Source organism: Burkholderia sp. EMB26 (genome assembly GCF_024730645.1).
GTDB lineage: Bacteria > Pseudomonadota > Gammaproteobacteria > Burkholderiales > Burkholderiaceae > Burkholderia > Burkholderia cenocepacia.
The window spans coordinates 268,647-294,808 of record NZ_CP078072.1; the positions used below are offsets into that span (position 1 = coordinate 268,647).

Consider the following 26,162-nt stretch of genomic DNA (forward strand, 5'->3'; position numbering starts at 1 on the left):
TTTCATGAGCACATCGGCGCGTACGGCTCGACATCCGGGCCGGCCCCCACGCCGCGCGCTGACCGGCGCGAGACGCGTGCCGATCAGCGTCCGCTGTCCGCGACCGGCGCGGGCAGTACCGTGCCATAGTTGGCGCCGAACCCGATTCGCGCAAAACCGTCACGCTCGCACCAGCCACGAAAGATCACGGTATCGCCGTCCTCGAGGAACGCGCGTGCTTCGCCGTTGCCGATGTCCACCGGGCGTGTTCCCCCCGACGTGAGTTCGATCAACGCGCCGGCTTCGCCCGGCGACGGTCCCGAAACGGTGCCGCTGCCGAGCAGGTCGCCGCTCTGGAGATTGCAGCCGCCCATCGTGTGATGCGCGATCATTTGCCCGAGCGTCCAGTATTGGTGTCGGAAACTGGTGTGCGTCAACGTACGCGGTGGCTGCCCTTGCGCGAGCTGCCGCGCGCTGAGGATCGACGCCTCGAGCCGGATATCGAACGCGCCGGCCTGCCGGTTGGCCTCGGCATCCAGATAGTCGAGCGGCTGCGGACGATCGGCCACACGTGACCACGTCGTACGATAGGGCAACAACGCCTCGACCGTGACGAGCCACGGCGACAGGGTCGTCGCGAAGTTCTTCGCCAGGAACGGCCCGAGCGGCTGCATTTCCCACGCCTGGATATCGCGAGCGGACCAGTCGTTCAGCAGGCACATTCCGAACAGGTGTTGCTGGGCATCGGCCAGCGGAATCGCGGTGCCGCGCGAATTGCCGGTGCCGATCACCGCCCCGACTTCCAGCTCGTAGTCGAGCTGGCGGCACGCGCCTCGAACGGGCGCGGACGACGGATCGGGCCGATACTGTCCCACCGGCCGATAGACCTGCTGGCCGCTCACGTCGATCGACGACACGCGGCCGTGATACGCGATCGGCAGCCAGTCGAAATTCGGGCTGATCGCCATCCCGAGCGGGCGACTGCAGTTCAACGCGTGATCGAGCGAGGCGTAGAAGTCGGTGTAGTCGCCGATGCGCACGGGCACGGCATGTTCGGCTTCCGTCTGCGGCACCAGCATGTGACGCACGGTTTTTTCGTGCGGGCTGCCTGCTTCCAGCAATGCGAACAGCGCATGGCGCAACGCCTGCCACGCGGCGGGGCCCATATCGAGCAGCGCATTCAACGTCGTTGCCGTGGCGGTCCGAACGGCGTCGGCGGCCAGACCGTCGAGCACGCCTGCCTGCTGCAACGCCGCGAGATCGACGATCTGGTTGCCGATGGCGACTCCGCCGCGCCAGGGTTCGTCCCGTCCCGCGCGCCGAAAGATACCCAACGGCAGATTCTGCAACGGAAAGTCGGTTCCGGCCTCGTTGGCCGTATCCACCCAGCTGCGCCGGGTGACGTCGTGCGTGTGATTCAGTTCCATCGATATTCCTCGCATGAAGCGGTTCGATGCGGTCTCAAGCCGTGGCGTTGAGTGCATCGTCGAAGATGGCGACCGCGCGGGTCCAGCCCGCGGAGGCGCCGCGAATTTTGTGCGGGAAGCACGAGACAAAAAAACCGTGGGGCGGCAGCACCTCGAGGTTGTGAAGCTTCTCCAGATGGCAATAGCCGATATGGCGGCCAGCCTTGTGCCCCTCCCAGATCAGCGACGCGTCGTGCGTTTCGGCGTATTTCCGGGCCGTATGCACGAACGGCGCATCCCAGCTCCACGCGTCGGTGCCGGTCAGCCGGACGCCTCGTTCGAGCAGGTACAGGGTGGCGTCGAGGCCCATGCCGCAACCGCTCGATACGTAGTCGGGTTGACCGTAGCGCATCCCCGCGCGGGTGTTGACCACGACGATTTCCAGCGGCTTGAGGACGTGATCGATGCGCGCAAGTTCCGCTTCGACGTCGGCGGCGGTAACGACGTAGCCATCGGCCCGGTCGGTGAAATCCAGCTTCACGCCCGGCTGGAAACACCAGTCCAGCGGTACCTCGTCGATGGTGATCGCACGTTCGCGCTCGCCGGTCGATTCATTCATCGTGCTGTGAAAGTGATAAGGCGCATCGAGGTGGGTGCCGTTGTGCGTGCTCAAGCGGATGTGCTCGATCGCCCAGCCTTCGCTGTCCGGCAGGTCGTGTTCCTGCAACCCGGGAAAGAAGGCCGTCACGCTCTTGGCCGTCTCCTCGTGCGCCAGATACTGGATCGTGGGGCCGTAACCCGGCGGATCGGAAATGACGTCGTTTTCCAGATAGATCGAAAGATCGACGAAGCGTCGTGTCATGTTCGGGTACTCGTGGTTGGAGGGTGCGACCGTGGCCGCCGGCTCTGCAGTCCGGGTACGCGACGGGCATTCGCGTGTGCGGTCAACCGCGACGACCGGGGGCGCCCTCGCTCGTGTTATGATTGACTGTACGATCGTACAGTCAGTTTGATGCGAATGCAAACCGTCGTTGCCCGATGACCGGAACGACAGGTGCGAAGACCTGCACAGAATGGGGAGGACCATGCAAGCAAAGGAAACCACGAAGAAGGCGCCCGGCACGCGGGGCGGGGGGCGAACGCAGGACGCGGGGCAGACGAGCAAGCGCGAGCGCGTCCTCGACGTGGCGGAGCGCCTGTTCGCCGCAGGAGGGTTCGACGGGGTGTCGATGCGGGATATCGCGTCGGCGGCAGACGTCGGCTTGCCGCTGATCGTGTATCACTTCGAGACGAAGATGGGGCTGTACCGTGCGTTGTTCGAGCGCCGCAAAACCGTGCTCGACGCGCGGCTGGCGATGCTGCGCGAGCCGGTGGCCGCGGGGGAGGATCCGCTCGAGCACATCGTGCGCGCGTTCGTGCTGCCCGTCATGCAGATCCAGGGTACGGACGCCGGTCTTGCGTACGCGAAGCTCGTGGCACGCGAAGCATCCGATCCGCGCGAAGCGGAGCGCGGCATCGTCGCCGAATATTTCGACCCGTTTGCGGCCGAATTCGTCGGCGCGATCAGAAAGGCGCTCCCCGGCCATGGCGCCAGCTACGCCCACTGGGCCTACCTGTTCGCCGTCGGCGCGCTGGTGATGAGCGCGTTCGATAGCCGCATCGAGCGCATCTCGAACGGCAAGATCAAGGCCGGCGCGTTGAAGAGCAAGACCGCGCATCTGGTGACGTTCATTACCGCGGGCATTCGGGCGGGCGGAGCGTCGGTCTGATCGAGCGGAACGCCGGCATTCCATGGCGCCGCGCGTCATCTGCATCGCTGTTTCTTTCTGTCGTCACGTTATGCGGGATGCGGTCGAATCCCGTCGAGCAAACAATGGTCGAATATTTCCCCACCAACTATGTATGGAACCTGTCCGTCAACATCGCACTGGCGTCGGGCGGAAACAGCGGCGAGATCGACGCGGTGTGCCGTCCGTTGATCGACGCGTCGACACGAAGCGACGACGGCGCAACCGAAGCCTTCTTTCTGGCTTGGTGCGGGCTGGGCGATCGTCTTCGTGGGCTGGCGGAAGCCGACCTGGCTGCCGGCCGACGATTGAGCGCCGGCGCCAAATTCGGCCGTGCGGCGGTGTACTACCTGACGGGCGAGCGCATGACGCATCCGTCTTTCGAACCCCGCAGGGCTGCCTATGCGAAGGCGCTGCGCTGTTTCGCGCGGTTCGCCGAGCTTCACGAGAAAAATTGCGAGCGGGTCGAAGTCCCGTATCGCGGCACCACGCTCGCCGGCGTGTTCGTCGCGGCGCACGACAACGCATCGGCCGCCGCGCCGTGCGTGGTGTTCGCCAACGGTCTGGACAGTTTCAAGGAGACGATTTACGGCAGCGGCGTGCAGCAGGCGCTCGCGGCGCGCAACATTTCGAGCCTTGCGATCGATCAACCGGGCACCGGCGAAGCGCTGCGCGTGAACGGGTTGACCGCGTTGATCGAATCGGAGGTGTGGGCGGGGGCCGTCGCCGACTACCTGGCGCGACGTAACGACGTCGACAGTCGGATGCTCGGCATGTGCGCGTGGTCGCTCGGCGGGTACTACGCGCCGCGCGCGGTCGCGATCGACAAGCGTTTCCGGCTGTGTGTCGCGTGCGGCGCGAATTTCAACTGGGGCGAACTGCAGCGACGCCGTCTCGCGCGGGAGGGCGACAATCCGGTGCCGCATTACTGGGATCATGTCCGATGGGTATGGGGCAAGACCACGCTTGAAGAATTCATGGCCTTCTCGGAGCGGATCACGCTGGCTCCGGTCATCGACGAGGTCACGGTTCCGTTCCTGATCGTCCACGGGGACGCCGACCGGCAGATTCCGCGGGAATACGCGATCCAGCAGTATCAGGGTGCGGTGAACAGCCCGAAGCGCGAGTTGAAATTCTTCACCGCGGCGGAAGGGGGCGTCGAGCACTGCAGCGCGGACAACGTGACGAACGTTCGCGACTATATCGCCGACTGGATTGCCGAGACGTACAGGGAACTGGGCGCGACACACGTGGAAACATGAGCCGCGCTGCCGAGGCAGGAGGTGGCAGGAGCCGCCGCGATCGACGTGCGCCGCCGGGCTTGCACCGCGAAACGCCGGTCGACTCGTCGATTCCCCGGGAGGCGCAACCGACAGGACGGGCCCCTCCCCGCCGCCTGTCCATGACGCCCGCAGGGTCGTCATGGAAAACTGTATGAATATACAGTATAGTACCCGTCGAACTCGAGCCGCGCAGGTCCAACCCTTGCGGCCCGTGCGCCGCGCCTGCGGGCATCCGCCGCAGCGTTCCGGCACCGTGAACTCTGGCTAACTCATTCAGACGGGCAGGCAAATTGTCATCCAGCAATCTGATCCGCATTCGCGGAGCACGTCAGCACAACCTCAAGAATCTCGATCTCGACCTGCGCACCGGTGAAATGACGGTCGTGACCGGCCCGTCGGGCTCCGGCAAGTCGAGTCTCGTGTTCGACACGCTGTACGCGGAAGGCCAGCGGCGCTACGTCGAAACCTTCAGCGCGTACGCGCGGCAGTTCCTCGACCGGATGGATCGCCCGCAGGTCGAGCGCGTCGACGGCGTGCCGCCCGCGATCGCGATCGACCAGACCAACCCGGTGCGCAGCTCGCGGTCGACCGTCGGCACGATGACCGAGCTGAACGACCACCTGAAGCTGCTGTACGCGCGCGCGGCCGAGCTGTTCGACCGCAAGACCGCGCGGCAGGTGCGGCACGACACGCCGGAGACGATCTACGCGGAGCTCGTCGCACGCACGCAGGCGGACGATCCGCGCGTCGTCGTCACGTTCCCGGTCGAATTGCCGGAAGCGGTGTCCGACGAGGAAATCGCGCAGTGGCTGTCGGCGAGCGGCTACACGCGCGTGCAGGCGCAGCGCGAAGTCGCGTCGCCCACCGGGCCGCGCAAGATGCTCGACGTGGTGGCCGACCGCTTTCGCGTGCAGCAGGCCGACAAGGTGCGGGTGGTCGAGGCGATCGAGGCGTCGCTGAAGCGCGGCGGCGGCCGCGTGAACGTGTACGTGCTGGCGGCGGAAGCGGAAAACGCGACGGCCGAGCCGTTGATCTGGCGCTTCTCCACCGGGCTCCACGATCCCGACAGCGACCTGCGCTACGCGGAGCCGCAAGCCGCGCTGTTCTCGTTCAACTCGGCGTACGGCGCGTGCGAAACCTGCCGCGGCTTCGGCCGCGTGATCGGCGTCGATCTCGGCCTCGTGATTCCCGACGCGCGCAAGACGCTGCGTGGCGGCGCGATCAAGCCGATGCAGACGCCCGCATGGAAAGAGTGCCAGGACGACCTGATGCGCTACGCGGCGAAGGCCGGCATCCGGCGCGACGTGGCGTGGTCCGAGCTGACGGACGCCGAGCGCGACTGGGTCGTCAACGGGTCGCCGGACTGGAACGGCAAGTGGCAAAGCCAGTGGTACGGCGTGAAGCGCTTCTTCGGTTATCTCGAATCGAAAGCGTACAAGATGCACATCCGCGTGCTGCTGTCGAAATACCGCAGTTATACGCCGTGCGACGTGTGCGGCGGTGCGCGCCTGAAGACGGAATCGCTGCAATGGCGGCTCGGCTCGAAAGAGAACGCGGACGCCGTGCTCGCGCCGGCCGACCGCTTCATGCCGCGCGGCGTCGACTGGAGCCGCGCGCAGCTCGAAGCGCTGCCTGGCCTGACCGTCCACGACCTGATGCTGTTGCCGATCGAGCGCATCCGGCACTTCTTCGACGACATCGTCCTGCCGAGCGCGCTGCTCGACGACGCATTGAAGCTGTTGCTCGCCGAGGTGCGCACGCGCCTGAAATATCTGTGCGACGTCGGGCTCGGCTACCTGACGCTCGACCGGCAAAGCCGCACGCTGTCGGGCGGCGAGGTGCAGCGGATCAACCTGACGACGGCGCTCGGCACGTCGCTCACGAAAACCCTGTTCGTGCTCGACGAACCGAGCATCGGGCTGCATCCGCGCGACCTCACGCGGATCGTCGAGGCGATGCAGCGGCTGCGCGACGCGGGCAATACGCTGGTCGTGGTCGAGCACGATCCGTCGGTGATGCTCGCGGCCGATCGCTTGATCGACATGGGCCCCGGCCCGGGCGAGCGCGGCGGCACGATCGTCTATGACGGCACGCCGGCCGACATCCGGTCCGCGCACACGCTGACGGGCGAGTATCTCGGCGGCCGCAAGCAGGTCGCGCATGCGTCGAACTGGGCGCGCCGCGTGGTCGACGCCAACACGCCGCGCATCGTGCTCGAAGGCGCGACCGAACACAACCTGCGCGACGTCACGGTCGAGATTCCGCTGCAGCGGCTCGTGTGCGTGACGGGCGTATCCGGCTCCGGCAAATCCACGCTGCTGCAGGACGTGCTGTATCCGGCGATGGCGCGGCACCACGGCAAGGCGACCGAGTCGCCGGGCGCGTACCGCAGCCTCACGGGCGCCGACCAGGTCGGCGACGTCGTGTTCGTCGACCAGTCGCCGATCGGCAAGACCACGCGCTCGAATCCAGCGAGCTACGTCGGCGCATTCGACGAAATCCGCAAGCTGTTCGCGAAGGCGCCGCTCGCGCTGCAGCGCGGCTACGGCGCCGGCACGTTCAGCTTCAACTCGGGCGACGGCCGTTGCCCGACCTGCGGCGGCTCGGGCTTCGAACACATCGAAATGCAGTTCCTGAGCGACGTCTACCTGCGTTGCCCGGATTGCGACGGCAGCCGCTACCGCGCCGAGATTCTCGAAGTGCGCATCGAGCGCGACGGCCGCGCGCTGAACATCGCCGACGTGCTCGATCTCACCGTCAGCGAGGCAGCCGCGTTCTTCGCGACCGATGCCGAGGTGCTGCGCGTGCTGCAGCCGATCGTCGACGTCGGCCTCGAATACGTGAAGCTCGGCCAGCCGGTGCCGACGCTGTCGGGCGGGGAAGCACAGCGCCTGAAGCTCGCCGGCTTCCTCGCCGAATCGGCGGCGGCGGCCAACGGGCGCCGGGTCGCGACGGAAGAAGCGCGCATCGCGCGTGCGAAGCTGTTCATGTTCGACGAGCCGACCACCGGGCTGCACTTCGACGACATCGCGAAGCTGATGCAGGCGTTCGGCAAGCTGCTCGCGGCCGGTCATTCGCTGATCGTGATCGAGCACAACCTCGACGTGATCCGCGCGGCCGACTGGCTGATCGACCTCGGCCCGGAAGGCGGCGACGGCGGCGGCCTCGTGCTGTGCGCGGGCACGCCCGACGACGTGAAGGCCTGCGCCGCATCGCATACCGGCGTGGCGCTGCTGCAGTACGACCGCGAGATGGATGGCGAGGCGGTGCGCGCCGACGAAGGCGTGCCGCTGCAGGCCGTGCTGAACGCGGCGCGCGCGCGCCGGGCGATCGAAGGCGAGGACGTCGTGCGGATCGTCAACGCGCGCGAGCACAACCTGAAGTCGCTCGACGTCGACATCCCGCACGGCAAGTTCAACGTGATCACCGGCGTATCGGGTTCCGGCAAGTCGACGCTCGCGTTCGACATCCTGTTCCACGAAGGCCAGCGCCGCTACCTCGAATCGCTGAACGCGTATGCGCGCTCGATCGTGCAGCCGGCCGGCCGTCCCGAGGTCGACGCGGTGTACGGCATCCCGCCGACCGTCGCGATCGAGCAGCGGCTGTCGCGCGGCGGGCGCAAGAGCACGGTCGCGACCACGTCCGAGGTATGGCATTTCCTGCGGCTGCTGTATGTGAAGCTCGGCCTGCAGCACTGCATCCACGACGGCACGCCGGTCACGTCGCAATCCGTCGAATCGATCGCCGCGCAGTTGCTGCGCGATCATCGCGGCGAGCACGTCGGGCTGCTCGCGCCGCTCGTCGTCAACCGCAAGGGTGTGTATACGGATCTCGCGAAGTGGGCGAAGGCGCGCGGCAGCACGCATCTGCGGGTGGACGGCGAGTTCGTCACGGTCGACCCGTGGCCGAAGCTCGACCGCTTCCGCGAGCACACGATCGAATTGCCGGTGGCCGATATCGTCGTGTCGCCGGACAACGAAGCCGAGTTGCGGCGCAGGCTCGACGAGACGCTCGAGCTCGGCAAGGGCGTGATGCACCTGCTCGCGCCGCTCGACGGGCTGCACGATGCGATGCGGAACGATCATTCGACCGCGCAGGTCGGCGCGGTCAAGGTGCTGTCGGTCAAGCGCGCGTGCCCGGTGTGCGGCACGAGCTATCCGGAGCTCGACCCGCGGATGTTCTCGTACAACAGCAAGCACGGCTGGTGCACGACCTGTGTCGGCACCGGCGTCACGCTCACGCGCGAACAGCGCGCCGCGTACGACGACACGGTGCTCGCCGGCGACGATCGCGGCCGCGAGCAAACCTTGCCGTCGGACGAGCAGGAACCGGAAGGCGTCGGCAACGAGCCGTGCCCGGACTGCCACGGCACGCGGCTGAATCCGTCCGCACGCGCGGTCACGTTCGACGCGCATCCGATCGTCGAGGTCGCGCAATGGACTGTGTCGGATACGCGCCGCTGGATCGATGCGCTCGAACTCACCGGGCGCGACGCGCAGATCGCGCGCGACATCGTCAGCGAGATCGGCAGCCGCCTCGCGTTTCTCGAGGAGGTCGGGCTCGGCTATCTGAGCCTCGATCGTGCGGCGCCGAGCCTGTCGGGCGGCGAAGCGCAGCGCATCCGGCTCGCCGCGCAGCTCGGCAGCAACTTGCAGGGCGTGTGCTACGTGCTCGACGAGCCGACGATCGGCCTGCATCCGCGCGACAACCAGATCCTGCTCGACGCATTGCGCAAGCTCGGCGACAAGGGCAATACGCTGGTCGTCGTCGAGCATGACGAGGACACGATCCGCCGCGCGGATCACATCATCGACGTCGGCCCGGGCGCTGGCAAGCGCGGCGGCACGCTGGTCGCGCAAGGCGCCGTCGCCGACCTCGCGGCGCAGGCCGATTCGGTGACGGGGCGCCTGCTCGCGCAGCCGATGACGCATCCGTTGCAGCCGCGCCGCAGCGTGAGCCTGCCGGGCAAGAAGGGCGGTGCGGCCGTGCCGGAAGCGTGGCTGACCGTCCATGGCGCCCGGCTGCACAACCTGCGCGACGTCACGGTCGGCATTCCGCTTGCGCGGCTCGTCGCGGTCACGGGCGTCAGCGGGTCGGGCAAGTCGACGCTCGCGCGCGACGTGCTGATGACGAACCTGCTGGATGCGGTCGGCCGCTCGGTGCTGTCGTCGCCGGCCACGCGGCGTGCGCGCAAGGCCGCGCAGCAGGACGCGCCGGCCACCAATCGCCGTTCGAGCGTCCTGGCGCGCAGCGCACCGCGGCCGTTGCTGAACGTCACGCACGCGTGGCAGGGTTGCGAATCGCTGAGCGGCTGGGAGCAGATCGATCGCGTGCTCGAAGTCGACCAGACGCCGATCGGCAAGACGCCGCGTTCGTGTCCGGCCACCTATATCGGCGTGTGGGACACGATCCGCAAGCTGTTCGCCGATACGCTCGAGGCGCGCGCACGCGGCTATACGGCATCGCGTTTCTCGTTCAATACCGGCGACGGGCGCTGCCCTGCCTGCGAAGGGCAAGGCGTGCGCACGATCGGCATGAGCTTCCTGCCCGACGTCAAGGTGCCGTGCGACGTGTGCCACGGGCAGCGCTTCAATCCGGAAACGCTTGCCGTCACGTGGCGCGGCCGGAACATCGGCGACGTGTTGACGATGGAGATCGACGAGGCGGTGGAGTTCTTCGCGCCGATTTCGAACATCGCGCATCCGTTGCAATTGATGAAGGACGTCGGGCTCGGCTATCTGACGCTCGGTCAGCCGTCGCCGACGCTGTCCGGCGGCGAAGCACAGCGCATCAAGCTCGTCACCGAGCTGACGAAGGTGCGCGACGACATCACGCGGCGCGGCCAGAAGGCGCCGCATACGCTGTACGTGCTCGACGAGCCGACGGTCGGCCTGCATATGGCCGACGTCGCGAAGCTGATCCGTGTGCTGCATCGGCTGGTCGATGCCGGGCATAGCGTCGTCGTGATCGAGCACGACCTCGACGTGATCGCGGAAGCCGACTGGATCATCGATCTTGGGCCGGAAGGCGGCGTGGGCGGCGGCACGATCGTCGCGGCGGCGCCGCCGGAAGCGCTCGCGAAGGTGAGCGCGAGCCATACGGGGCAGGCGTTGAAGCCGGTGCTCGCACGAACGGCCAGCGAAGACGATGAAGCGGAGCAGCAGGGCGCGGCGCGGGTCGGCTGAACGCATCGTGTCCGGTGAGCGGCCCCGGTGCCTGGCGAGGCATCGGAGCCGCGCGTGTTTCGTCGTTCATGTCGACGCGCTCAACTCCCGTTGACGCCGATCGTCTCGATGATGGTCTCCAGTTGCGGGCTCATCGGCAGGTTCAGACTCAAGCCCGACGGAAGCGGGCGCAGGAACCAGCGCTTGTACTGACGCGCGATCTCGCCGTCGGCGGCCAATTCCTGGAACGTGGTTTTCACGACCTGCGCGAGTTGCGGATCGTCCTTGCGGAACATGATTCCGTACGGGTCGTACGAAAGAAAGTCGCCGACCACGTCGTACTGGCCACCCTTGCCCGCATTCTCGGCAATGAGGCCGTACAGCAGCACGTCGTCCGTCGCGAACGCGTCGGCGCCGCCATTCGCGACGAGCGCGAAACCCTGCGCATGGTCCGGCACCACCTGTAGCTGGATCCCGAGCCGGAACTTGTCGTTCAGGTCGCGCAGCGCCTTCTCGTTGGTCGTACCGGCCGTCACCGCGACTTTCTTGCCCGCGAGGTCGCGGAACGAGCGGATCGGCGCGCCGCGTTTCACCATCACCTTCGTGCCGGCCACGAAAATGATCGGCGAGAACGCCACGCGTTTCTGGCGCTCGAGGTTGCTGGTCGTGGAGCCGCATTCCAGATCGACTTTCCCGCTGACCACCGCGTCGATGCGGGTGTCGGACGTGACCGGCACCCAGCGGATCGTCAGGCTCCGGTTGATCGCATCCTCGATCGACGACACGAGCGCCTTGCATAGCTCGATCGAATAGCCGATCGGCTGGTTGCGCGCGTTCAGGTACGAAAACGGTATCGACGCGTCGCGATAGCCGAGCGCGATCGTCCCGCTGCCGTGCACCTTCGCGAGCGTGCCGGTCAGTTGGGCCGGCGCGAACGGCTCGACGCGCGGCAGCGTCGAAGGCGCATCTTCCGCGCGCGCGGTCGCGCCCGTCGCCAGCAGGCCCGCGAGCGCGAGCGCACGCCAGAATCGCTGCATCTTCATCGCCGGGCCTCCGTCAGACTTCCGTCGGATGTGCGATCGTCGCTTCCTGTTCCGCTTCGATGCGCGCCGCGTTGGCTTCGGCTTCCGCTTCCGACAGGAGCTGGCCTTCCCATTTCGCGACCACCGCGCTCGCGATCGAGTTGCCCACCGCATTGGTGGCCGAGCGGCCCATGTCGAGGAACGTGTCGACGCCGAGAATCAGCAGCAGCCCGGCCTCCGGAAGCCCGAACTGGTGCAGCGTGGCCGCGATCACGACGAGCGATGCGCGCGGCACGCCGGCCATCCCCTTCGACGTGAGCATCAGGACCAGCAGCATCGTGATCTGCGTGCCGAGCGACAGGTGCATGTTGTACGCCTGCGCGATGAACAGCGACGCGAACGTGCAGTACATCATCGAGCCGTCGAGGTTGAACGAATAGCCCATCGGCATCACGAAGCTCGAGATCTTGCGCTTCACGCCGAAGCGGTCGAGCGCATCGAGGATCTTCGGGTACGCGGCTTCGGAGCTGGCCGTCGCGAACGACAGCATGAACGCTTCCTTGATCAGCACCAGCAGCTTGAACACGCGCGGCCCGAGGAACACGAGCCCCGCACAGACGAGCAGTGCCCAGAGCAGGAACAGGCTCACGTAGAAGTCGCCCATGAACACCGCGAACTTCAGCAGTACCGACAGCCCGTTGACCGCGACGGTCGCGGCCATCGCGGCCATCACCGCGAGCGGCGCGAGCTTCATCACGTAGCCGGTGATCTTGAGCATCACGTGCGACAGCTGGTCGATCGCGGCGATGAGGACCTTGCCGCGGTCGCCGAGTGCGGCGAGCGCGACGCCGAAGAACATCGAGAACACGACGATCTGCAGGATCTCGTTGTTCGCCATCGCCTCGGCGAACGACTTCGGCACCATGTGGCCGACGAAATCCTTCAGCGTGAACTTGGACGTCGCGAGGTTCGCGGAGGCGCCGATGTCCGGCAGCGGCAAGCCGAGATTGTCGCCGGGCCGCAGCAGGTTCGCCATCAGCAGCCCGAGCAGCAGCGAAACCAGCGACGCGGTGATGAACCAGGCGATCGATTTCGCGAACACGCGTCCGACCGACGCCGCGTCGCCCATGTGCGCGATGCCGACGACCAGCGTGGAGAAGACGAGCGGCCCGATCACCATCTTGATCAGGCGCAGGAACACGTCGGAGACGAGCGAGATGTACCCGGCGACTTCGGCGGCGGCCTTCTTGTCCGGAAAGCTCGTGAAGACCATGTAGCCGATCGCGATGCCTGCCACCATCGCGATCAGGATCCAGACGGCTGCAGCATTCTTTTTGCGCATCGTGAGCCTCCCATGCAGCGGTTTCGCAATCGGGGGATGGAAGGACGATACAGGACCAGAATGACGATGAACAGTGCAACCGGGTTCGGGTTTGCGCTAGCGCCGGGTGATGGCCGGTCCGGGCGACGGCGATTGCACCGCGCTTCGTGCCCGACGCCGGTGCAACCCGATGCCGGTTTGTGCGGAGCAGCACGTCGCCTGTATGAAGGCCGCCGCATTGCGACGACCGGCGCCGCGCGTTTCGCCCCGGTCATGCGCACGGAGATCCCGCTGCCTCGTGCTGAAATCGCGGGCCTGCGCCACGCACCGGACGATCCCGGCGGTCGGCGAATGCGCGCGTTGCGCGCGGCGGCCCACGGTTTTCGATCAGCCGGCCGGCGCGACCGATGCACCCGTGATACCGTGCCGGCGCAGCGAATCGGCGACGAAGCCGGACGCCTTCATGTCTTCCACGAATGCGTTCAGGGCCGCCGCGGCCGCGTCGCCGCGGCTCTTCGGCACGCCCATCGCCTGCCGGATCACCATGAAGCGCTCGTCGAGCAGGCGCAGGCCGGGTGTTTTCGCGGCGTCGGCTTCGAGCTGCTGCTTCACGCCGGCCGCCACCTCCAGTTGCTGTTCGACGAACGTCGGCACGACCGCCTGCGACGTCGGTGCGCGCACGATCTGCGCGGCCTTCAGTTCGCGGGTGAGAAACAGGTCGTAGGCGCTGCCCTTGCCGACGGCCAAGCGGTTGTGCGGCTGGTCGACGTCCGCGTTGGTGCGGATCGGCGAGGCGTCGGGAACGAGATAGAAGCCTTCGATCAGCACGTACGGCGCGGTGAACGCGACCGTTTCGCCGCGCAGCGGATCGACCGCGAAGAAGCCGAAATCGGCGCGCTCGTCGGTCAGCGCCTGCACCGATTTGCCGGCGGCGTCGAACACCACGAGTTCCAGGTCGGCCGACAGGCGCTCGGCGAAGGCGCGGGCGAGGTCGATCGAGACGCCGAACGGTTCGCCCGTCGCCGGGTCGCGGTTCGCGAGGATCGGATTGCCGAGGTTGATCGAGGCGCGGAGCTTGCCGGTGGGCGTGAAGGCGGAGACGACAGCGGGAGCGATGGGCATGAGCGGACTCGCGGGAGGCATGGGGTCGGTCGGGTGACGGACGCGCGACGGTGCGTCGATGCCGAGCTTATCACCGGACGTCGTGGATCGCATGTGCGGGCGTGCCTGCGCGGAGACGACGAGACGTCGAGTCGGCCCGCGGCCTTCATGGGCGGTCGCTGCATCCTGTCACCGGGCTGCACACGTATCCGCAGGGGAAGCGGACGCCGGACGGCGAGCAACATGCGATCAACGCAGGCTGCAGCATGATCGGCAACGACAACGAGGCGCTTCTGTCGGCGGCGCGTGTCGGGCTGGGGATTCTCGCGCGCGGCGACTGCCTGATGATGCAGGACATCGACACCGGCAATCCGACGAGCGGGCTGCCGTGCCGGTGCCGGCTCACCCCTGCACGCTGAGCGCCTTCTCGAGCGCGGCAATCAGCTTGAACGCATCGCCGCGCGCGATCAGAAACCCGCGGCTGGTGTACTCGCACCCGAAGGCATAGAAGCTCGGCAGCAGTGTCACCATGTCGTTCTGCCGATCGAAATCGACTTCGCATTTCGTCAACGGGAAGAACGGAAGCGCGTCGGCCGGCATGTCGTACACGATGGGCTCCTAGTACATTTTTCGGGGCGGAAGCAGGCGCTTCGTCTGCAAGCGCTGTCGGGCAACGGCGCTGGCCTTTTTTCGCTTGCGCTCCGTCGTGGGCTTCTCATAGCCCGTGCGACTGCGCAGCTCGCGAATCAGCCCGGTTTTCTCGATGTCGCGCCGGAATCGCCGCAGTGCGACATCGATCGGTTCGTTGAGCTTCGGCGTAATTGTCGTCATGTAGATCCTGTCTGGAAAGCGGTTGGAACGGAAGGCTAGCCGAGCCGTGTCATGACGGCGCTGGCTATCTCGTCGGATTCGAATTCCGAATAGCCTGCTCCGATCGATAGCGCACGTACCGCCATGAACATGTGCAGCTCCGGTTGATGGCACATCGCTGAATCGGCGATTCCGGCGGGCACGGCGGTGTCGAGCCGGGTGACTTCACGCCGTCTGATCAAGCCGAGCAGTTCGTCGATGATCATTTCGACCTCCAAAATACCGAAAAAGTGTATGGCATTGACGAGCCGCGTCAGCTCGCGTTGGCGAAGAATCCCTGTTTGCCGCGATTGTCGTCGATGATGTTCTCGGCATAGCGGACCGACGCACGACGCGCGTCACCGGCGTTGTCGAAGGGGGACGTGTCGCGCAGTCTGAAGGTCTGGCTCTGCGTCAGCGTATCGGTGGTGCCGCGCAGGCAAATCTTGACTGCCGCGTCGAACCCGGCGTCGTAGTTGTGCGGGCAGCCATGCGGCGCGGCCACGTGAGGGTAAATCAGTGGATAAATCTCGAATCCACGATAGACGTGCATGCTCATGACGAACTCCTGGCGTTCGGCCACGACGAGTCGCATGGGCGAACACATCCGGCCTGTATTTCCGTTGTGGGACGGGCCAGTGGGTGAAGGGGACAACGTTGCAGCGCGAAGGCGGGGCGATGCAGCAAGCGGGCGGGTGGAGGGGCGAACGGCCAAAGGACGGCTGATCGCGCGGATGGACCCATCATACGCGCATCGTTTGCCGAGCGGTCGATTTATTCGGTGGCCGCAAGTACGCAGCGGCACGCCCGGCGACGACGTCAGAGCGTCGTCAGCAAATGCAACTGACGTTCGGTCTCGTCGCCCGCGACCAGCGAAAAGAACCCGGTCTCGCGACGTTCGACTACCGTGAGCCCCTCGCTATCGGAGAAGACGTTCCACGCGCTGTCGTCGACATGCGCGATTGCGCCGCGCGTGCGCGCGAATGCCAGCAATAGCGGACTCGCCTGGCGGCGCAGCACTTGACGATCCGAATTCAGCACATACGGTGGCCAGCCGGCCCGAAGGACGAGATAGTAAGGAATGGAGCCGGGATCGATTGTCATTGGAGCGGTTTCGTAGATGGGCCTGCGTTTGCCGCCCGGCTGCATTCGGAACGGCGGCGGGGAAAGCGTGCGATGGAGTGACGGGCGTTCGCCGTGATGTGTGTTCAGTCTATGCGTTGAACCGCTCGATTCGCAGGATATCGTAACGATCCCGTGCGGGGGCGATTGCGTATCCGGTTTCGGTCGGCGTGCGCGTTGCGGTCCGGCGACGAGAGCGATCCGGTCGTCAGGTGCGGCGCGCGCGCTCCATGCGTCGAGTGGGGCTTCCGGCTGACGAAACGTTGTAGCGATATCTACTGAATTGCAGTGTTCGTGACGGCCCATTATGCTGCCTTCATGAATCCGGTCCCGACTTCCTGGCTCCTGTTGATCGTCAGTCTGCCGACTGCCGGCGCGACCGCGCGCATGCGCATCTGGCGTACCGTCAAGGCGCTCGGCTGCGGCGCACTGCGGGACGGCGCTTACCTGTTGCCCGCGCATGCCGAGCAGGCGGCGCAGTTGCGTAACCTCGCCGACGAGGCCCGTAACGGCGAAGGGCAGGCGTGGTTGCTGGATGTCCGTGCGGACGACCCCGCGGACGAAGACGCGTACAAGGCGCTGTTCGATCGCGCGGCCGATTACACGGACTGGCTCGCCGAGCTTTCGGAGGCTCGCAAGACGCTGCCAGAACTGGCGGCAGCCGATCTCAATCGCATGCAACGCCGCCACGCTCGCACGTACGAGGCGATTCGACGCATCGATTTCTTTCCCGGTGAAACCTCGCTGCGCGCGCATGCGCAATGGCGGGATTTCACCGCTGCGATCGAAGCGTTGCGCTCGCCCGGCGAGCCGCATGCCGCCCAGCGCGGCATTCCACGCCGCGACCCTGCGCAGTATCAGGGCAGGCTGTGGGCGACGCGCCGTCACCTGTGGGTGGATCGCGTCGCCAGCGCGTGGCTGATTCAGCGTTTCATCGATCCGCATGCACGCTTCGTGTGGCTGGACAACCTCGCCGATTGCCCGCCCGACGCGCTCGGTTTCGATTTCGACGGCGCGCCGTTCACGCACGTGGGCGACCGCGTGTCGTTCGAAGTACTGGTCGCCAGCTTCGGGCTCGGCGACAACGACGGACTCGTCCGGCTGGGCGCCATGGTGCATGCGCTGGACGTGGGCGGCGCGACCGTGCCGGAAGCCGGCGGGTTCGAGGCCATTCTCGCCGGTGCCCGAAAGCGTCTCGCCGACGACGATGCGCTGTTGACGGAGATCGGCGCCGTACTCGATTCGTTGTACGTGCATTTCCGCGGCAACCGCCAACCCTGACCTTGTTGCTCGCCCGAACATGAACACACATCGCGACCGCCCGGCTTATACGTTGTGGCAACTGATCAGGTACTTCGCGTGGCTCGGCGCGACGGGTTTCGGCGGACCGGTCGCGCTCGCCGGCTACATGCATCGCGATCTCGTGGACACGCGTCGATGGATCGCCGACGCGGACTACAAGGAAGGCCTGGCGCTCGCGCAACTCGCGCCGGGCCCGCTTGCCGCGCAACTGGCGATCTATCTCGGCTACGTGCACTACCGCATCGTCGGCGCGACGCTGGTCGGGATCGCGTTCGTGCTGCCGTCGTTCCTGATGGTGGTGGGGCTCGGCTACGCGTACACGCGATTCGGCGGCCTGACGTGGATGCAGTCGGTGTTCTACGGTGTCGGCGCGGCGGTGATCGGCATCATCGCGATCAGCGCGCGCAAGCTGACCGCGAAAAGCATCGGCCACGACAAGCTGCTGTGGGCGATCTATCTCGCGCTGGTCGCCGTGACGGTGATCACCGAATCGGAAGTGGCGTGGCTATTTCTCGCGGCGGGCCTGCTCGTCTGGTTCACGCGCGCGCCGCCCAGATGGCTACGCCAACGGCGCGTCAATGCGGCGATGGCGTTGCCCGTCTCCGCCACCGGCGCGTGGCTCGGTATCGTCGACTGGCCGCAGCTCGCGCAACTTGCCGCGTTCTTTGCGAAGGCCGGCGCGTTCGTGTTCGGCTCGGGGCTTGCCATCGTGCCGTTCCTCTATGGCGGCATCGTCACCGAGCACCATTGGCTCAACGAGAAGCAGTTCGTCGACGCCGTGGCGGTCGCGATGATCACGCCGGGCCCGGTCGTGATCACGGTGGGCTTCATCGGCTATCTGGTGGCCGGGCTGCCCGGTGCGTGCGTGGCGGCTGCCGGCACGTTCCTGCCGTGCTATCTGTTCACGGTGCTGCCGGCCCCGTACTTCAAGAAGTACGGCAGGCTGCCGGCGATTCTGGCGTTCGTCGACGGCGTGACGGCCGCGGCCGTCGGCGCGATCACGGGGTCGGTGATCGTGCTGGCCCGACGTTCGATCGTCGATGTGCCGACCGCGTTGGTGGCGCTCGCGACGATCGTGTTGCTGGTCAGGTTCAAGAAGCTGTCGGAGCCGGTGGTCGTGGGCGGAGCCGCCGTGCTGGGCCTGATTGTGTATCCGCTGTTGCATCACTGACCGTGGAGGCCGCCATGCAATGGATTACGCGACAACGTCCGAAAATCGACCGGGTGGCGTGTCCCTGGCTCATTGCCCGGTTCATCGACGAGACACCCGAATTTCTGTACGTTGCGCCGGCCGACGTGCTGCGGATCGCCGACGAGACCGGTGCGATTCCGTACGACATTCCGGGGGTGGAGCTGACGCACGTCGGCGAGCAATGCAGCTTCGATGCGTTTCTCGACAAATATGGTCTGGCCGACGATCGCGCGTTGCAGCACATGGCCCGCATCATTCGCGGCGCGGATACGTCGCGACTCGATCTGACGCCGCAGTCCAGCGGGCTTTATGCCATCTCGCTCGGGCTGTCGGACATGTTTTCCGACGATCACGACATGCTCGAACATGGTCTCGTCATGTACGACGCGCTGTATGCGTGGTGCCGGCATTGCCAGGCCGAAGGCCATGCGTGGCCACCGAAGATGGCGGAGTGACGAGCGGGAAAGCGGGGATGCGTGCAGACGACCGGCGTGGCCGCCGGTCGGCGCGCTGGACGGACGAAAAGCCCGCGAGGCGCGGGCTTTTCGTCAACAGTTGCCTTTCTTGGCCTGTCCCGGCGGACAGAATCCATTCCCCGGCCCGCCTTGCGGCGCGACCACGACCGGTGGGCCAGGAACATAGGCGACGCACCCGCCGAGCGCGCCCACCATGCTCGCGGCTGCGAGCAATGCGATAACCCCTTTTTTCACTTCGTTCTCCCGTTATTGATGAAAGGGCCCTTCGGCCCTTTCGATGATGCCGTCAGCGCGTCAGAAACTGAAGTTGACGTTGGACTGACTGGTCGTTGCGTTGACGTTTGCCGATTGGGTCGCGCCCGATGCCGCGTCGGCCTCGATCGTATATTGACCCGCGGCGGCCGGCGCCGCGGCCAGCGCGACCGGCAGCGAACCCGAGTAGGTGCCGACGATCGGTGCGGCAGCGGGCACGGACAGCGAATAGGCGCCGGTGTCCATGTTCGCGTTGATCGACGTGATCTCGTAGGCGTTCGCATCGATCGTCTGCAGCGCACGCACGAAGGCGTTCGCGCTCGCCGTCACCGTACCGCCGACGGTGCTCATCGTCGAGGCCGGCAGCGTGATCGGCGCGTTCGACGCCGACACCGCCGTGGTCGTGTTCACGACCACCGGAACCGAGCGGACGATGCCCGATGCGAAGTTGTTCTGCACGATCACGACATCGTAATTGCCCTGCGTCGAACTCTGGATCAGCGGCGACAGCACGAACTTGCCGGAACTGTCGGCCACCGTGCCGCGGACGACCTTGCCGCCTTGCTCGGCATAGACGGTCGCGCCGGCTTCGGCCGATGCGACGTAACCGGAGATCGCGCCGCTCACGACGGTCGGAATCGCGGTGACGACGGGTTTCAGCGCATACGAGCCGTTGCCGCGCTGGACGATCGACTTGCAGGCGTTGAAGTCGAGCACGAGATCGACGAGCGTATTGGGCTGAACCGTGAACGGCTGGATGATCTTGTAGCCGCTTTGCGTCGCGCTCGGCGTCGCGAGCGCCTGTTCGTTGCCGCCGCTCGGGACGACCGAGTTCGCGAGCGTGTTGCCCTGGTTCTGCGCGAGCACCAACCGAACTTGCTGATACTGGCCGGCGGGCAGCGCGGTCTGGCCGAGATCGGCGAGCACGCCGTTGGTCAGCGACAGCAGGTCGATCTTCTGCGGCGTCGCGAGGGAAACGGTCGACCAGCCACCGTCGTTGTCGGCGGCGTTCGCGTTGGCGTTGACGCGGACTTGCGAAACGGTGACGTACACATGGTCGAAGCCGCACGATGGCGCATCCGTCATCGCGACGTGCAGCGTACCGGTTTGCGTGCCGCCACCGTCGTCGCCGCCGCCGCAACCTGCAAGGACGAATGGTACGAAGGCGGCGCACAGGGCGCTCTTGATGATGTTGTTCATATGTCACCCCCCAAGTGGGATCGTTATTGTGGGTGACGGAAGAATAGCGAGGCGGCAGCCTACTATTTGGGAATCTTTGAAACCGACGGTAACAATTTGTTCGATCGGTCAATTTTTACCGGGATTGATGTCGCTGCGGATGGCCCGGGCCGGGTGGCGGCGGGCAATTACGTCGTACGGCATGGCCGCACGTTCTTTCGTCGTATGTTTGTATCGCCTGGGGCACGGGGGACTCATGGAGCGGCGAGAAATTGCCTGGGCGGCGCGAGTGTGCCCGCCCGGGATGTATCGGGATGAAGTCGACCATCAGGGCAAGCCGGCCGGCTGTAACACTGAGTTGTCGGCAAAGCAGGGCCGTTCGCGGCGGCAATCTGGCAAGATGCATCGACTGACTGGATACAGGGTGTCCCATGCATATCGCGATCGTGACCTTCCAGGGCTTCAACGAGCTCGACTCCCTCATTGCGCTCGGCGTGCTCAATCGAATCAGGAAGCCGGGCTGGCGGGTAACCCTTTCTTGTCCGGAGCCTGCCGTCACCTCGATGAACGGGGTGACCGTGCAGGCGCAGTCGACGTTGGCGGACGCTTGCACGGCCGATGCCGTCCTCATCGGCAGCGGTATGCAAACCCGCCAGGTCGTCAATGACGCGGCACTGATGGCGCAGCTCGAGTTCGACCCTGCCCGGCAGCTCATCGGCGCGCAATGTTCGGGCACGTTGGTTCTGGCGAAGCTCGGCTTGCTCGGCAACATCCCGGCCTGCACCGATCTCACGACCAAACCGTGGGTGCTCGAGGCGGGCGTCGACGTCCTGGATCAGCCATTCTTCGCTCGAAGCAACGTCGCCACGGCGGGGGGCTGCTTTGCTTCGCAGTATCTGGCCGCGTGGCTCATCGCGCGCCTGGAAGGCGAGGACGCCGCGCGCAGCGCGCTGCACTACGTCGCGCCGGTCGGGGAGAAGGACGAGTATGTTTCGCGTGCGCTGACGAACATCAAGCCCTACTTGGGGTAGCTCGACGAGCAATGACGCCGCCTCCATCGCAGCAAGCCGGGCGCGGCGAGTTGACGGGCCGTCGTCGTGTTCCTCACTGGAGGCGTCTGCAATGACGATTCGCGCCGGTCAGGCTGGATAGCGGTTGATGCGCGATCAACCCGGCCCGTCGCTCGCTGCCGCGAGCAGCGGCACGACCAGATCGCTGATCGGCGTCGGAATGCCGTGGGTGCGTCCGTACCGCTGCACGACGCCGTTCCGGCAGTCCCACTCGAGGGGGCGGTTGCCCTGTCGGTCGGCAAGAATCGACGTACCCAGATCGGGTGGAAAGCCATGGAATCCATCGACGATTTCCTGCGGCACGTCATCGCCCAGCTTCGCGCCCTCCGCACGCGCGACCTCGAGACATTCCCGCAGGTAGGCGAGCGCCAGGGCCGTGATGTCGCTGCGCGAGAACATGCCGGCGCGGCGGCCGGTCAGCACCATGAGTCCCGCCACGGCATTCTGCAAAAGCTTTCGCCACGCGAGCGAGATGAAATCCTCCGCGACCTCGGGCGAGCAGCGCGTGCCGCGTAAAGCCGACACCACCACATCGCTCGCCGGCGTATCGGGCAGCGTGAGCCGGGGCTTGCCCCGCAGCCACACCGACGCGTCCGGTTCGCGTTGCGCCGGAAACCAGACGACCGACGGCACCACCGCGGCGCCGGCCGCATACGGTGCGAACGCGGTCTTTTGCTCGACGCCGTTTTGCAGCACGCAGACGACGGTATTCGCATCGCATAGCGCGGAGATCCAGGGTGCGGCGCTCGCCACCTGCGTCGCCTTGACCGCGACGAAGACAAGATCGACCCGTTCGTTGATCGCGTGCGGATCGGTCAGTACGGGCCCGGGCACGACGATCTCGCCGCCATCGAAGCGCAACGTCAACTGCGCGTGCGCCGAGCGGCCGCAGATCACCGGCGTGCGGCCGGCTTCGTGAAGGGCGGCGGCGACCGTCGTTCCGATCGCGCCCGGACCGACGAGGGCGACGCGCGGGTGGTGGGATTTCGTCATGGTGTTCGTCCTGTCGAGTCGTTTGCCAGATGCGGGCGCAGTGCGAGCGCGAGCGGAAAAATCGCGACGGCGGTCAACGCGGTCGCATACGTGGCGCCGTGCACACCGATCCTGTCGCCCAGAAAACCGTAGAGCACGGGCGATATCGCGCCCGATGCGATCGTTCCCGTATAGAAAATCGCGAATGCGCGCTCGGTGTGCTCGGGCGCGGACATCTCCGGAACGGTGCCGTACAGCACCGACGAGGTGCCGTTCAGCATCATGCCCAGAATCGGCAGCAGCACCATGGTCGGCGCCAGCGGGAGATACATCACCGCGACGATGCACGCCGCCGTACCGCCCTCCGTGAACAGCACCGTACTGACCATACCCATGCGCGCGCCGAGCCAGCCGCACATGAACTTGCCGGCCGCGCCGCCGATGAAAACGAGTGCAAGAGCCGTTCCCAACAGCTGAGGGGAGACCCCCTTTGCGTTGAGCAGGAAAGGCAGGAAGGTGAGGAGTCCCATGCGTACGGCCGTATCGAGCACGCCGATGGAAAACAGCGCGGCGAATCCGCTTGCTCCGGTGCCGCTGCGTTGAGTGGACGCTCGTACCTTGGCTGTCGTCTTTGCGGCGGCACCACGTGGCACGGCGGGAAACCACAACGCGATGACGGCAGCCACGACGCAGCCCAGTCCGGCGACGATCCATAGCGCGTGGCGCCACGGCATCAGAGTCACGAGCAGGGAAATGGCGGCCGGCAGCGCGGATTTCCCCAGGTCGCCGGAAAAGTTGTAGATGCTCAGCGGGCCCCGCGCGTCGCGCCCGTAGAGGCGCGACACGGCGCCCGACGCGATCGGATGCTGCGTGCTCGATCCGCCGCCCGAAATCGCCAGCGCCACGCCCAATCCGAGCAGGCCGCCCGACAGGCCCGCGATCGCATAGCCGAGCGCGGCGAGCAACGTACCGAGTGCGAGGGTCGTGCGGCTGCCCAGACGCTGGGCAAGCCGCCCGGCAGACAACTGCAGCGTCGCCATCGTGCCGGCGTAGATGCCGCGCAGGATCGCCAGCGCCGCAAAGTCGAGCCCGAATTCCGACTGCCACACGGGTAGCAACGCATAGATCATGTCCGTATAGCCATCGTGCATCGCGTGTGCAATGCAGGATAGCCATAGCACGCGCCGTCGGGATGGCGCGGTTTCCGACATGACGGGTGGGGAAAAAACCGGCAGGCGCATCGTCGTTCGCTCCGTGCGAGCGGGTCATGGAAGCCGCGCGCGGTATCGTTTTCAGGCTCGATGGGTGAATTTTATGGCTGACGGGACAGCCATTTCAATTGAGCTAAAATCGCGTCAATGGAGAGAAAAAGTCACGTCATGAACGAGAGCCGGGATGCTGCGACGCACCGCGGGGAGTTGCCTCCGCTCAATGCGCTGCGCGCGTTCGATGCGGTCGCGCGGCACGGCAGCTTCGCGGGGGCCGCGGCGGAACTGCATGTCACCCACTGGGCCGTCGGCAAGCAGATCCGGTTGCTGGAGGACTGGTTCGGCCTGCCGTTGTTCGACCGTCGTCCGCGCGGTGTCGTGCTGACCGACGAAGGGGCCGCGTTGCTGAACGACGTCAGCCACGCGTTCGAGCGCCTCGGCACCGCGGTGGTGCGGCTGCGCCACAACACGTTCACGCAGCGGATATCGGGCGTCGTGCGCGTGAATGTGCCGATGAGCTTCGCGCTTTGCTGGCTGCTGCCGCGGCTCGCCGATTTTCATGCGCGGTATCCCGACATCGACGTCAGGGTGTCGACGACCTCGCGCAAGCTGCGCTATGTCGCCGACGCTTTCGATATCGGCGTGCGTTCCGGTCCCGAGCAAGGCGCGGGCGTCGTATCGCGCCCGTTGATGCCCGACCTGCGCGTGCCGGCCTGCAATCCGGCCTTGCTGCGCCAGCATCCGATACAGAGCGTGGCCGACCTGCGTCATCACACCCTGCTGCATTCGGCCACGACGCGCTCCGCGTGGTCGCACTGGTTGAAGGAAGCGGGGGCTGCCGATCTGCGGGCGGCGCGCCATGTCGAATTCGATCATGTGAATCTTCAGCTCGGCGCGGCCATCGAGGGGCTCGGCGTCGCGCTGGCGTCGCTGCCGCTGATCGGGCGCGATCTCGCCGAGGGGCGCCTCGTGTGTCCCATCGCAGCGCCCGTATGGCGTGCCGACGACTACATGCTGGTGACGAACGCCGATCGCGCCGACGAGGCGGCGGTATCCGCGTTCGAGGAATGGATGGAAGGCATGGCGAGCCAGGAGGGTGGCTAGGCTCGCCGGTCAGAGCGGGCGGCAAGGGGCGACGAAACTGGCGGAAGCCTTCGTCGCCGGCGTCGTGCGCCCACTCGTCCGGACCGGCGAATCGGCGATCAAAAGCCGTGGAACATGCCGATGTTGACCTGCACCTGGTTGCCGCCCGACGAGGTGTTGCCAAAGTCGGCAGCCGACGCCTGCGCGCCCTTCGCGTGAACGTAGGCCCCCATCGCGTACAGCGCGGTACTCTTCGACAGCGAGTACGTGGCACCCAGCGACACCTGGTTGATCGAAGCCATCGTGCGACCTTCGGCCGCTTGCTTGGGCGTGGCCGCGGAACCGTACACATACGTGTAGCCGGTCGCCAGCGACAGCGCCGGCGTGACCCGGTACTGCAGCAGCGCACCCAGCACGTTGAAGTGGATCGACGGCTGGCCATCGTTGCCGTGGTACTGGGCGTTCGAGTAGCGCAGGCCGGCCGTGTACGGCCCTACCTGGTATTGCGCGGCGATTTGCGCGATGCCCGCGCTCTTGAACGCATTGCCGCCGTTGTAGCCCGAACTCGGATAGCCGAGCGCACCCCCGAAACTCGGTTGTGCCGTTGCGTTCAACCAGCCGTTCTCGCCCTGGTTGACCGCACGAAAGTAGCCGCCGGCGACCGTCAGGCCGCCTTGAGCGTAGGTCGCGGCCGCCGACCACGATTGACCCGAACCCGTTGCGCCGGCCACGCCGCCGAACGAGTACGCGCCTTCAGCCTGGAAGCCGTGGATGATCGGCGAAATGTACTTCACGGCGTTGTTCTGGTTCGTCGTGTTGTCGTTGTTGTCGACGTCGCCCGGGGTCGAGAAGGTCGATGCCGAAATGACGTCGCCCGTCAGGGCCTGAACCATCTCCGTCACGGCGTCGAGCTGGCGCCCCATGCGCAGTGCGCCGTACTGTTCGGACGCGAGGCCGACGTAGGCCTGGCGGTTGAACAGCGAACGCGTGGTGCCGATCGGCCCTTGGCCGCCGATGCCGCCGGTGCCGATGTTGAAACCATTCTCGATCTTGAATACCGCCTGGAGACCGCCCCCGAGATCCTCTTGCCCCCTGAGGCCCCACTTGTTCGAACCGGCGGCGCCGCCATCGAGGCCGAACCGGCTGTGACCGTTGACGTTCGACGTATAGCCGATGCCCGCATCGAGCATGCCATACAGGGTGACCGACGACTGCGCCATTGCTGCCGACGATGCTGCGAAGGCGGCAACCGCGATAACGCTGATGTTGATTTTCTTGTTTTTCATCTGCATTTCACTGTCAGGAGTGGGTTTCGGGATGGGTTGAAACGGCTTTGTTGTATTCGAATGCAGGTGACGCGCACGGCTTGCGCATCGTTTCGGTCGCGACGGTCA

The 26,162-nt window shown here is 66.1% G+C and carries 23 protein-coding genes; 9 read left to right on the plus strand and 14 right to left on the minus strand.

Annotation, left to right across the window (positions count from 1 at the left end; genetic code table 11):
* Window positions 1-83: 83 nt before the first annotated feature.
* Window positions 84-1,406 carry a fumarylacetoacetase gene (gene fahA, locus KU887_RS31600; RefSeq protein WP_059723877.1) on the minus strand — a complete coding sequence of 441 codons (1,323 nt, stop codon included), beginning with the start codon at window positions 1,404-1,406 and terminating at the stop codon, window positions 84-86.
* Between the two features lie 34 nt (window positions 1,407-1,440).
* On the minus strand, window positions 1,441-2,247 hold the full coding sequence (locus tag KU887_RS31605; RefSeq protein ID WP_258258772.1) for a cyclase family protein: 807 nt from the start codon (window positions 2,245-2,247) through the stop codon (window positions 1,441-1,443).
* A gap of 223 nt (window positions 2,248-2,470) precedes the next feature.
* Between KU887_RS31605 and KU887_RS31610 the strand changes: the two genes are divergently transcribed.
* From KU887_RS31610 to uvrA, 3 genes are all read left to right on the plus strand, one after another.
* Complete coding sequence (locus KU887_RS31610; protein ID WP_059723876.1) at window positions 2,471-3,154, plus strand: TetR/AcrR family transcriptional regulator; 684 nt, start codon at window positions 2,471-2,473, stop codon at window positions 3,152-3,154.
* Between the two features lie 77 nt (window positions 3,155-3,231).
* Window positions 3,232-4,434: a S9 family peptidase gene (locus tag KU887_RS31615; RefSeq protein ID WP_258258773.1), complete on the plus strand. Its 1,203-nt coding sequence runs from the start codon at window positions 3,232-3,234 to the stop codon at window positions 4,432-4,434.
* Window positions 4,435-4,745: 311 nt separating this feature from the next.
* On the plus strand, window positions 4,746-10,640 hold the full coding sequence (gene uvrA / locus KU887_RS31620) for an excinuclease ABC subunit UvrA (protein ID WP_258258774.1): 5,895 nt from the start codon (window positions 4,746-4,748) through the stop codon (window positions 10,638-10,640).
* An 80-nt stretch (window positions 10,641-10,720) separates the two neighbouring features.
* Here the strand turns inward: uvrA and KU887_RS31625 are convergent, their stop codons facing one another.
* The 3 genes from KU887_RS31625 to KU887_RS31635 all read right to left on the minus strand — a co-directional run bounded on the left by KU887_RS31625 (window position 10,721) and on the right by KU887_RS31635 (window position 14,084).
* The gene (locus KU887_RS31625) at window positions 10,721-11,662 is read right to left on the minus strand and encodes an amino acid ABC transporter substrate-binding protein (RefSeq protein ID WP_258258775.1); all 942 of its coding nucleotides are present in this window, start codon (window positions 11,660-11,662) and stop codon (window positions 10,721-10,723) included.
* 13 nt (window positions 11,663-11,675) lie between these two features.
* Entirely contained in the window at window positions 11,676-12,983 is a 1,308-nt protein-coding gene (locus KU887_RS31630; protein ID WP_006485551.1) for a dicarboxylate/amino acid:cation symporter, read from the minus strand.
* A 366-nt stretch (window positions 12,984-13,349) separates the two neighbouring features.
* Complete coding sequence (locus KU887_RS31635; protein WP_258258776.1) at window positions 13,350-14,084, minus strand: ABC transporter substrate-binding protein; 735 nt, start codon at window positions 14,082-14,084, stop codon at window positions 13,350-13,352.
* A gap of 245 nt (window positions 14,085-14,329) precedes the next feature.
* Between KU887_RS31635 and KU887_RS31640 the strand changes: the two genes are divergently transcribed.
* Complete coding sequence (locus KU887_RS31640; protein WP_006485535.1) at window positions 14,330-14,482, plus strand: hypothetical protein; 153 nt, start codon at window positions 14,330-14,332, stop codon at window positions 14,480-14,482.
* Here KU887_RS31640 and KU887_RS31645 read toward each other — a convergent pair.
* The 5 genes from KU887_RS31645 to KU887_RS31665 all read right to left on the minus strand — a co-directional run bounded on the left by KU887_RS31645 (window position 14,466) and on the right by KU887_RS31665 (window position 16,016).
* Window positions 14,466-14,672 (minus strand): hypothetical protein, encoded by a 207-nt coding sequence (locus KU887_RS31645; protein WP_080353644.1) that lies wholly within the window; start codon window positions 14,670-14,672, stop codon window positions 14,466-14,468. The two genes, KU887_RS31640 and KU887_RS31645, sit on opposite strands and share 17 nt — an antisense overlap.
* A gap of 9 nt (window positions 14,673-14,681) precedes the next feature.
* Window positions 14,682-14,894 carry a 30S ribosomal protein S21 gene (rpsU, locus tag KU887_RS31650; protein ID WP_048985949.1) on the minus strand — a complete coding sequence of 71 codons (213 nt, stop codon included), beginning with the start codon at window positions 14,892-14,894 and terminating at the stop codon, window positions 14,682-14,684.
* 35 nt (window positions 14,895-14,929) lie between these two features.
* Entirely contained in the window at window positions 14,930-15,139 is a 210-nt protein-coding gene (locus tag KU887_RS31655) for a hypothetical protein (RefSeq protein ID WP_006485579.1), read from the minus strand.
* Between the two features lie 47 nt (window positions 15,140-15,186).
* Window positions 15,187-15,471 (minus strand): hypothetical protein, encoded by a 285-nt coding sequence (locus KU887_RS31660; protein ID WP_034204103.1) that lies wholly within the window; start codon window positions 15,469-15,471, stop codon window positions 15,187-15,189.
* Window positions 15,472-15,731: 260 nt separating this feature from the next.
* On the minus strand, window positions 15,732-16,016 hold the full coding sequence (locus KU887_RS31665) for a hypothetical protein (protein ID WP_006485538.1): 285 nt from the start codon (window positions 16,014-16,016) through the stop codon (window positions 15,732-15,734).
* 336 nt (window positions 16,017-16,352) lie between these two features.
* On the opposite strand from KU887_RS31665, the gene KU887_RS31670 reads away from it, so the two are divergent.
* The 3 genes from KU887_RS31670 to KU887_RS31680 are packed head-to-tail and all read left to right on the plus strand — an operon-like array spanning window position 16,353 to window position 18,983.
* A complete protein-coding gene (locus KU887_RS31670; protein WP_077189528.1) occupies window positions 16,353-17,315 on the plus strand; it encodes a chromate resistance protein ChrB domain-containing protein in 963 nt (320 codons plus the stop codon).
* Window positions 17,316-17,334: 19 nt separating this feature from the next.
* Window positions 17,335-18,507, plus strand: a complete 1,173-nt coding sequence (locus KU887_RS31675) for a chromate transporter (RefSeq protein WP_258258778.1) — start codon at window positions 17,335-17,337, stop codon at window positions 18,505-18,507.
* A gap of 14 nt (window positions 18,508-18,521) precedes the next feature.
* Entirely contained in the window at window positions 18,522-18,983 is a 462-nt protein-coding gene (locus KU887_RS31680) for a chromate resistance protein ChrB domain-containing protein (RefSeq protein WP_006485541.1), read from the plus strand.
* A gap of 315 nt (window positions 18,984-19,298) precedes the next feature.
* On the opposite strand, the gene KU887_RS31685 is transcribed toward KU887_RS31680, so the two are convergent.
* The gene (locus KU887_RS31685; RefSeq protein ID WP_258258779.1) at window positions 19,299-20,456 is read right to left on the minus strand and encodes a DUF4382 domain-containing protein; all 1,158 of its coding nucleotides are present in this window, start codon (window positions 20,454-20,456) and stop codon (window positions 19,299-19,301) included.
* 410 nt (window positions 20,457-20,866) lie between these two features.
* On the opposite strand from KU887_RS31685, the gene KU887_RS31690 reads away from it, so the two are divergent.
* Complete coding sequence (locus KU887_RS31690) at window positions 20,867-21,466, plus strand: DJ-1/PfpI family protein (protein WP_258258780.1); 600 nt, start codon at window positions 20,867-20,869, stop codon at window positions 21,464-21,466.
* A gap of 135 nt (window positions 21,467-21,601) precedes the next feature.
* On the opposite strand, the gene KU887_RS31695 is transcribed toward KU887_RS31690, so the two are convergent.
* The gene (locus tag KU887_RS31695) at window positions 21,602-22,498 is read right to left on the minus strand and encodes an oxidoreductase (RefSeq protein ID WP_058903879.1); all 897 of its coding nucleotides are present in this window, start codon (window positions 22,496-22,498) and stop codon (window positions 21,602-21,604) included.
* Entirely contained in the window at window positions 22,495-23,718 is a 1,224-nt protein-coding gene (locus KU887_RS31700; RefSeq protein WP_006498048.1) for an MFS transporter, read from the minus strand. The genes KU887_RS31695 and KU887_RS31700 overlap by 4 nt, the downstream gene beginning before the upstream one ends.
* Before the next feature lie 138 nt (window positions 23,719-23,856).
* On the opposite strand from KU887_RS31700, the gene gcvA reads away from it, so the two are divergent.
* Window positions 23,857-24,789 carry a transcriptional regulator GcvA gene (gcvA, locus tag KU887_RS31705; protein ID WP_006485586.1) on the plus strand — a complete coding sequence of 311 codons (933 nt, stop codon included), beginning with the start codon at window positions 23,857-23,859 and terminating at the stop codon, window positions 24,787-24,789.
* 98 nt (window positions 24,790-24,887) lie between these two features.
* Here the strand turns inward: gcvA and KU887_RS31710 are convergent, their stop codons facing one another.
* The gene (locus KU887_RS31710; RefSeq protein WP_034204104.1) at window positions 24,888-26,054 is read right to left on the minus strand and encodes a porin; all 1,167 of its coding nucleotides are present in this window, start codon (window positions 26,052-26,054) and stop codon (window positions 24,888-24,890) included.
* Window positions 26,055-26,162: the final 108 nt, after the last annotated feature.